This window comes from Stenotrophomonas maltophilia complex sp. Om-AH-Sm3 (assembly GCF_059337855.1).
Genome location: NZ_JBYBLQ010000032.1, coordinates 1 through 8523 on the forward strand (window position 1 = coordinate 1; position 8523 = coordinate 8523).

The following is an 8523-nucleotide window of genomic DNA, read 5'->3' on the forward strand; positions in this document are numbered from 1 at the left end:
AATGCTGGATGGCTGAGGGTTGGCGGGGTGGGTCCGGTGGCGGGAGACGCCGTAAACCCGTCCATGGGGGCTTGGCCGCGGCATCCATGCCGCGGACACTCCCGCCACCGGACCCACCCCGCCTTCGACAGATTCCGCGATCTGTCGGAACGGCATATTGTTCTGGTAGGTGTCGACCTTGGTCGACACGGTAGATCCACGCCATGCGTGAATGATTCATTCGATATCTGACAGAAAAAGCGTGTCGACCAAGGTCGACACCTACCAACAGCTGCGCGGAACAACGGCCACCGTTACCAACAGCCGAGTGAACCTGTCGAAGGTGGGGCGGTGTCGGAGTGCGGGGTGTCAGCCGCATGGATGCGGCTGCCAAGCCTACACGGACGTACTTGCGGCGGCCCCGCACTCCGACACCGTCCCGCCAACCCACGTATAGCCGGCTTTTGACATTGACGTTGATTCTGCGGGTGCAGGGCTGCAAGCCCTGCCGAATCCCTAGAACGGAGTCGCGGACTCGAACGCGAGCGCCTCGCCCGTCAGCGGATGCGTGAACCGCAGGCTGCGTGCATGCAGATGCACGCGGTGCGCCGGTGCCGCGTCATACAGCACGTCGCCAACAATCGGATGGCCAATACTGGCCATGTGCAACCGCAACTGATGGCTGCGGCCGGTGATCGGTTCCAACGCCACGCGCGTGCGCCGCGCTTCAACATCGCGCACCAGCACGCGCCAACGCGTCAGCGCCGGCTTGCCGCGCTCATGGTCGATCATCTGCTTCGGCCGGTTCGGCCAGTCCACGATCAGCGGCAGATCCACGTCGCCGGCATCGCCTTCAAGCAGCCCCTCGACGACCGCTTCATAGCGTTTGCCAACCCGGCGCTGCTCGAACTGCATCGACAACGCCGCCTGCATGTCCTTGCCACGCGCATGCAGCAGCAGCCCGGAAGTCACCTGGTCCAGGCGGTGCACGGTCAACGCATCCGGGTACAGCGCCTGCAGGCGCACGACGACGCAGTCCTGGTTCTCGGCGCTGCGGCCGGGCACGGACAGCAGGCCGGGGGGCTTTTCAGCCACCAGCAGCGCGTCGTCGATGTAGTGCAGGTGGATCATGCGGTTCCAGGAATTCCAAATGAAAACGGGGAAGCCGAAGCCTCCCCGTTTTCTGCGTACCGACCAGCGGTCGGTACCTACCTTGATGCAAGACGTACCGACCGGAGCCGGTACCGCCTGCATCAGCCCAGCAGGTGGGCGACGCCGGCGCGCTCTTCTTCCAGCTCGGCCAGGGTCTTGTCGATGTACTTCTGGCTGAAGTCGTCGATCGGCAGATCCTTGACCAGGGTGTACTTGCCGTTCTCGGTGGTCACCGCGAAACCGAAGATCACGCCTTCCGGAATGCCGTAGGAACCGTCGGACGGCACGCCCATCGTGACCCACTTGCCGTTGCTGCCCAGCACCCAGTCACGCACGTGGTCGATGGCGGCATTGGCGGCCGAAGCGGCCGAGGACGAGCCACGGGCTTCGATGATCGCCGCGCCGCGCTTGCCGACGGTCGGGATGAACGTGTTGGCGTTCCACTCCTGGTCGTTGATCGCATCGGCGATCGAGGCGCCGTCGGCGGTGGCGAAACGGTAGTCCGGGTACATGGTCGGGCTGTGGTTGCCCCACACGACCAGCTTCTCCATGCCACCGACCGGCTTGCCGAGCTTGGCCGACAGCTGGCTCAGCGCGCGGTTGTGGTCCAGGCGCAGCATGGCGGTGAAGTTTTCCGGCTTCAGGTCCGGGGCCGACTTCATCGCGATGTAGGCGTTGGTGTTGGCCGGGTTGCCGACCACCAGCACCTTCACGTCGCGGCTGGCGACCTTGTTCAGCGCCGCGCCCTGGGCGGTGAAGATCTTGGCGTTTTCCAGCAGCAGGTCCTTGCGCTCCATGCCCGGGCCACGCGGACGTGCGCCGACCAGCAGGGCGATGTCGGCGTCCTTGAACGCGACTTCGGCGTCATCGGTGCCAACCATGCCGGCCAGCAGCGGGAACGCGCAGTCTTCCAGCTCCATCATCACGCCCTTCAGGGCGGCCTGGGCCTTGTCGACCGGCAGTTCCAGCAGCTGCAGGATGACCGGCTGGTCCTTGCCCAGCATTTCGCCGGAGGCGATGCGGAACAGCAGGGCATAACCGATCTGGCCGGCGGCGCCGGTCACGGCAACACGAACGGGTGCTTTCATGGGGGTTTCCTCTTGCTTGCAAGCGTTTGATGGGACGCCGCGGGCATGGCCACGCAGGCCGGGCAGGCGGCGGGGAACAGGGAAACGGCCACCCGTGGGTGGCCGTTTCGAAGGGGGTCAGGCGGCGAGGTGCTTGTTCCACTCCGCGACGCGGTCGGCCTGGGCGGCCAGCACGGCGTCGACGTCGCCTTCAAGGGTGATCGAATGGATCACGTCGCCCTGCTTGACCGAATCGACGATGGCCTGGCCTTCCAGGACCTTGCCGAAGACGGTGTGGCGGCCGTCCAGCCAATCGGTCTTGATGTGGGTGATGAAGAACTGGCTGCCGTTGGTGTTCGGGCCGGCGTTGGCCATCGACAGCGAGCCGACCTCGTGCTTCACGCCATTCTTCTCGTCTTCGAACTTGTAGCCCGGGCCACCGGTGCCACGACCCTGCGGGCAGCCGCCCTGGATCATGAAGTCGGCGATCACGCGGTGGAAGATCAGGCCGTCATAGAAGCCGTGCTTGACCAGGTTCACGAAGTTGGCCACGGTCAGCGGCGCCTTGTCGGCGAACAGCTCGACCTTGATCGGGCCCTGGGTGGTGTCGAAAGTGGCGATGAGGGACATGAAGATCCTTGGTGCAAAGGGGAATGCGTCTAGCCACCTAGTTTACACCTGCCTCGTGGCGGCGGTGCCTTCGACCATCGGTGGAGCCCCCGCCTTCAGCCAGCGGAAGGTGAGCCGGGGGCCCCGTCCTGGCGACCTCGGCCGAAGCGGCGGACAGCCAGCTGAATGGGCCGCTGGGCCGGCGTGAAATCCACCTTTTCGCGAATCGTCAGGTTCGACGTATAATGTTGGACTTCTTTTTCCAAATCCGGCGCCGACTGGCCCCCCTTTCGTATGTCCATCGAAAATCTTCGCAACATCGCCATCGTCGCCCACGTCGACCATGGCAAGACCACCCTGGTCGACCAGCTGCTGAAGCAGTCCGGCACCCTGTCCGAGCGCACCGTCCTCGCCGAGCGCGTGATGGACAGCAACGACCAGGAAAAGGAACGCGGCATCACCATCCTGGCCAAGAACACCGCCATCACCTGGGAAGACAAGAAGACCGGCATCAAGAACCGGATCAACATCGTCGATACCCCCGGCCACGCCGACTTCGGCGGTGAGGTCGAGCGCGTGCTGTCGATGGTCGACACCGTGCTGATCCTGGTTGATGCGATGGACGGCCCGATGCCGCAGACCCGCTTCGTGACCCAGAAGGCCTTCGCGATGGGCTTCAAGCCGATCGTCGTGGTCAACAAGGTCGACCGTCCGGGCGCCCGTCCGGAGTGGGTGATCGACCAGGTCTTCGACCTGTTCGACAAGCTCGGTGCCACCAACGAGCAGCTGGATTTCCCGATCGTCTACGCCTCGGGCCTGAACGGCTACGCGGGCCTGGAAGACACCGTGCGCGACGGCGACATGACCCCGCTGTACGAAGCGATCATGCAGCACGCGCCGAAGCCGGAAGTGGACCCGGAAGGCCCGTTCCAGATGCGCATCAGCCAGCTGGACTACAACAACTTCGTGGGCGTGATCGGCATCGGCCGCATCCAGCGCGGCACCCTGAAGAAGAACATGCAGGTCGCGGTCATTGACCGTGAAGGCAAGAAGCGCAACGGCAAGGTGCTGCAGGTGCTGGGCTTCATGGGCCTGGAGCGCATCGAGCAGGATTCGGCCGAGGCCGGCGACATCGTGGCCATCTCCGGCATCCAGGAGCTGACCATCTCCGACACCATCTGCGCACCGGACTTCCCGGAAGCCCTGCCTGCGCTGACCGTCGACGAGCCGACCATCTCGATGACCTTCCAGGTGAACAATTCGCCGTTCGCCGGCAACAAGGACCTGTCCGGTGGCAAGTTCCTGACCAGCCGCCAGATCAAGGACCGCCTGGACCGTGAAAAGGTCCACAACGTGGCCCTGAAGGTCGAGCAGCTGGAAGACGCCGACAAGTTCCTGGTCTCCGGCCGTGGCGAACTGCACCTGTCGGTGCTGATCGAGAACATGCGCCGCGAAGGCTACGAGCTGGCTGTGTCGCGCCCGGAAGTGATCATCAAGGAAATCGACGGCCAGCTGATGGAGCCGATCGAGCAGCTGGTGGTGGACATCGAAGAAATCCACCAGGGCGGCGTGATGGAAAAGCTGGGCACCCGCAAGGGCCAGTTGAAGAACATGGAATCGGACGGCAAGGGCCGCGTGCGCCTGGAGTACCAGATCCCGGCCCGTGGCCTGATCGGCTTCCAGAACGAGTTCAAGACCCTGACCCAGGGTTCGGGCCTGCTGTTCCACGTGTTCGATCACTACGGCCCGAAGGAACAGGGCGCCATCGCCAAGCGCATCAACGGCGTGATGATCGCCAATGCGCCGGGTGTCACCCCGGCCTACTCGCTGGGTCCGCTGCAGGAACGCGGCAAGCTCTTCGCTGCCGAAGGCGACAACGTGTATGAAGGTCAGCTGGTCGGCATCCACTCCAAGGACAACGACCTGACCGTCAACGCGATCAAGACCAAGCCGCTGACCAACATGCGCGCTTCGGGCAAGGACGATGCGATCCAGCTGACCCCGGCGATCAAGTACTCGCTGGAACAGGCCCTGGACTTCATCGAAGACGATGAGCTGGTCGAGATCACCCCGAAGGAGATCCGCCTGCGCAAGAAGTTCCTGACCGAAAGCGATCGCAAGAAGGCTTCGCGCGGCGGCTGAGCCTGCACCCCGTGAACCAGAGCGGCTACAACCCGGATCCACACCGGCATCCGGGCCTGCACGTCATCGCCCTGCTCGAAGCGAGCAAGGCGTTGCTGGCGCTGTTGGCCGCCACCGGGCTGGAAGTGCTCGGACCGCAGCCGCTTCGGCACGGCATCATGGTCCTGATCCGGCGTTTCAGCCTGGATCCGGACCATGGCACCCTGCCCTCGCTGCTGCATATGATCAGCCCCGACGCGGTCCACCTGGCCGCGGCGGGGATGATCGGCTACGGCCTGCTGCACCTGGTCGAAGCCTGGGGCTTGTGGCGGGCCAAGGCCTGGGCCTCCTGGCTGGGCTGCCTGACTGCCTCGCTGTACCTGCCCTTCGACATCTTTGCGATCATCCGCCACCCCGGCTGGCCGTCGTGGACGATCCTGGCGATCAACCTGATCGTGGTCTACGTTCTCGCCCGCGACCTGCGCAAGCGCCACCGCTGAGCACCGGCTACACTGGGGATTGGAGCCGACCAAGCCGCCCCATGCGCCCGTCCTTGCCGCCTCTGCTGACCTGCCTGCTCGCCGCGCTGCCTGCGCTGCTTTCGGCTGGCTGCAGCCCGGCCACGCCCAGCGCGCATGCGGCCGAACCTGCGAGCCGCAACGTGCCGTTCCCGTACGCTGAAACCGATGTTACCGACCTGCAGGCGCGGATGACCGCCGGTGAACTGGACAGCACCACCCTGACCCAGGCCTACCTGCAGCGCATCGCCGCCCTGGATCGGGCCGGGCCCCGCCTGCGCGCGGTGATCGAGCTCAACCCCGATGCCCTGAAGGAAGCCGCGGCGCGCGATCGCGAGCGCCGCGATGGACGCCTGCGTGGCCCGCTGCACGGCATCCCGGTACTGCTGAAGGACAACATCAACGCTGCGCCGATGGCCACCAGTGCCGGCTCTCTGGCCCTGCAGGGGTTCCGCCCTGACGATGCGTATCTGGTGCGGCGCCTGCGCGAGGCCGGGGCCGTGGTGCTGGGCAAGACCAATCTCAGCGAATGGGCCAATTTCCGCGGCAACGATTCGGTGTCCGGCTGGAGCGCGCGCGGCGGCCAGACCCGCAATCCCTATCGCCTCAGCCACTCGCCTTGCGGCTCCAGCAGCGGCAGCGCGGTAGCGGTCGCCGCCAACCTGGCCAGCGTGGCGATCGGCACCGAAACCGACGGCAGCATCGTCTGCCCTGCGGCGATCAATGGCATCGTCGGCCTCAAGCCGACCGTCGGCCTGGTCAGCCGCGATGGCATCATCCCGATTTCCTTCAGCCAGGATACTGCGGGGCCGATGACACGCAGCGTCGCCGACGCTGCGGCCGTACTGACCGCAATTGCCGGCCGCGATGATGCCGACCCGGCCACCGCAACCATGCCCGGCCGTGCGGTGTACGACTACACCGCGCGGCTGGATCCGCAGGGACTGCGTGGCAAGCGCATCGGCCTGCTGCAGACGCCGCTGCTGAAGTACCGCGGCATGCCGCCACTGATCGAACACGCCGCCACCGAGCTGCGTCGGGCCGGTGCCGTCGTGGTGCCGGTGGAGCTGCCCAACCAGGGCGCCTGGGCCGACGCCGAACGCAAGGTACTGCTGTACGAGTTCAAGGCCGGGCTGGAGCGTTACTTCAGCACCCACCGCGCTCCCCTGCACAGCCTGGCCGAATTGATCGCCTTCAACCAGGCGCACAGCAAGCAGGAGCTTGGCCTGTTCGGCCAGGAACTGCTGGTGGAGGCCGACGCCACCGCCGGCCTGGCTGACCCCGCCTACATCCGCGCACGCAGCGATGCGCGCCGGTTGGCGGGCCCGGAAGGCATCGATGCGGCCCTCGCCGCCCACCAGCTCGACGCCCTGGTCGCGCCGACCACCGGCGTGGCGTGGCCGATCCGCAGCGAAGGCGACGACTTCCCCGGCGAGAGCTACAGTGCCGCCGCCGTCGCCGGCTATCCCAGCCTCAGCGTGCCGATGGGCCAGATCGATGGCCTGCCGGTCGGCCTGCTGTTCATGGGCACCGCCTGGAGCGAACCGAAGCTGATCGAAATGGCGTACGCCTACGAACAGCGCACCCGCGCGCGGCGGCCACCGCACTTCGGCACCGACACGCTGATCGACGCCGGCGAGCCTTGATCCGGTAGTGCCGGCCGCTGGCCGGCGCTACCGTTCGGGTTCCGGCTCCATCGGCACGATTGCCGCCTCACCGTCTTCAGCCCCCGGCGAACGCACATCTGCAGTGCGTGCACGAGGACCTCGCGGCATGTCCAGCTCGTCTGCATGCTGCAGCCGCGCACGCAGCTGCGGCAGCGAGTGCGGATGCTCACGCGCGAGGAAATCGAGCATGCGCTCGCGTACCAGGCAACGCAGGTCGAACGCGTCGCCGGAGCTGCGCGCACTCACCAGCAGGCGCACCTGGATCGCACGCTCGCTGGTTTCGGTCACCTGGGTCACGCAGACCCGGCCATCCCACAACGCTTCGCCCCGGCAGATGCGCTCCAGTTCAGCACGGATCGCCGCAATCGGGGCACGATAATCCAGCCACAGGAAGGCTGTGCCGAGCAGGTCAGCGCTACGCCGCGTCCAGTTCTGGAAGGGGTTCTCGATGAACCAGGTCAACGGCACCACCATCCTCCGCTCGTCCCAGATGCGTACCACCACGTAGCTGCTGCCGATCTCCTCGATGCGTCCCCACTCGCCCTCGACGATCACCACATCGTCCAGCCGGATCGGCTGGGTCACTGCAATCTGCAGGCCAGCGATCAGGTTGCCGAACACTGGCTTTGCGGCGATACCGGCCACCAGGCCGATGAGGCCCGCCGAGGCCAGCAGCGCGGTGCCGATCTTCTGCACCATGGGAAAGGTCAACAGCACCAGCGAAGCACCCAGCACGATGATGCCGCCCATCAGCACTCGGCTGAGCACCCGCGTCTGGGTCTGGATGCGGCGCGCCTCCAGATTATCGGAGACATCGATGGGATGGCTGCGCAGGATGGCCCGCTCACCCGCTGCCACTGCGCGTACCAGCAACCAGATGAAGCAGGCGGTCAGTGCGATATGCAGCACCCGTTGCAGGTTGCCCAGAAGGGGATCCTGCAGCGGCGTGGCCTGCAATGCAGGGATCAACAGCAGCAGCGGCCATGCGGTGGCCATTGGCAGCCCGAGCACACGCCCGATGCGCGCGCGCCGCCGATCACGCCCTTTCAGCCGATGGTAGATCCACAGGATCAGCCACGCGCCGATACCGCCCACCAATGCGGCCAAACCCAACGGCCATGCGTAGGCCTGTGCGCTCTGCCAGTGCACCGTTGCCACCTCCAGTCGGACAAGCAAGTGGACAGCCTCGCGCATGGCGCATGAGCGTCACGTCAGTCGTTTGTAAGGAGGGTGTTGGTCGGCAGGGCTTGCAGCCCTGCACCTGCCCAGAAGCGGAAGCAACAGCAACGGCAACAGCAACAGCCGAAGCAGAAGCGGGTTTGCTGTGGGATGGCGGGGTGGGTCCGGTTGCGGGGGGCGCTGCAAGTACGTCCATGTAAGCTCGGTCGCCGCATCCATGCGGCTCACGCC

General features: G+C 65.9%; 7 protein-coding genes and 1 pseudogene. 3 read left to right on the forward strand and 5 right to left on the reverse strand.

Features of this window, described 5'->3' with window-relative positions; all coding sequences use genetic code 11:
- The 4 genes and pseudogenes from AC10QF_RS20000 to AC10QF_RS20015 all read right to left on the reverse strand — a co-directional run.
- Positions 1–189 (reverse strand): annotated as a pseudogene (locus AC10QF_RS20000) (hypothetical protein); the annotation flags it as partial.
- Positions 190–495: 306 nt separating this feature from the next.
- Positions 496–1110: an RluA family pseudouridine synthase gene (locus AC10QF_RS20005; RefSeq protein WP_494542741.1), complete on the reverse strand. Its 615-nt coding sequence runs from the start codon at positions 1108–1110 to the stop codon at positions 496–498.
- 122 nt (positions 1111–1232) lie between these two features.
- Positions 1233–2219, reverse strand: a complete 987-nt coding sequence (locus AC10QF_RS20010; RefSeq protein ID WP_005415428.1) for a malate dehydrogenase — start codon at positions 2217–2219, stop codon at positions 1233–1235.
- A gap of 117 nt (positions 2220–2336) precedes the next feature.
- Complete coding sequence (locus AC10QF_RS20015; protein ID WP_005408225.1) at positions 2337–2828, reverse strand: peptidylprolyl isomerase; 492 nt, start codon at positions 2826–2828, stop codon at positions 2337–2339.
- Positions 2829–3101: 273 nt separating this feature from the next.
- Here AC10QF_RS20015 and typA point away from each other — a divergent pair, with 273 nt between their 5' ends.
- From typA to AC10QF_RS20030, 3 genes are read left to right on the forward strand one after another with little or no spacing between them, the layout of a single operon-like run.
- A complete protein-coding gene (gene typA / locus AC10QF_RS20020) occupies positions 3102–4949 on the forward strand; it encodes a translational GTPase TypA (protein ID WP_005415427.1) in 1848 nt (615 codons plus the stop codon).
- A gap of 11 nt (positions 4950–4960) precedes the next feature.
- Positions 4961–5428: a DUF2127 domain-containing protein gene (locus AC10QF_RS20025; RefSeq protein ID WP_049414692.1), complete on the forward strand. Its 468-nt coding sequence runs from the start codon at positions 4961–4963 to the stop codon at positions 5426–5428.
- 41 nt (positions 5429–5469) lie between these two features.
- A complete protein-coding gene (locus AC10QF_RS20030) occupies positions 5470–7092 on the forward strand; it encodes an amidase (RefSeq protein ID WP_053501053.1) in 1623 nt (540 codons plus the stop codon).
- A gap of 27 nt (positions 7093–7119) precedes the next feature.
- Here AC10QF_RS20030 and AC10QF_RS20035 read toward each other — a convergent pair whose 3' ends face one another.
- Positions 7120–8307, reverse strand: coding sequence for a mechanosensitive ion channel family protein (locus AC10QF_RS20035; protein WP_494542740.1), 1188 nt, complete (start codon positions 8305–8307; stop codon positions 7120–7122).
- Positions 8308–8523: the final 216 nt, after the last annotated feature.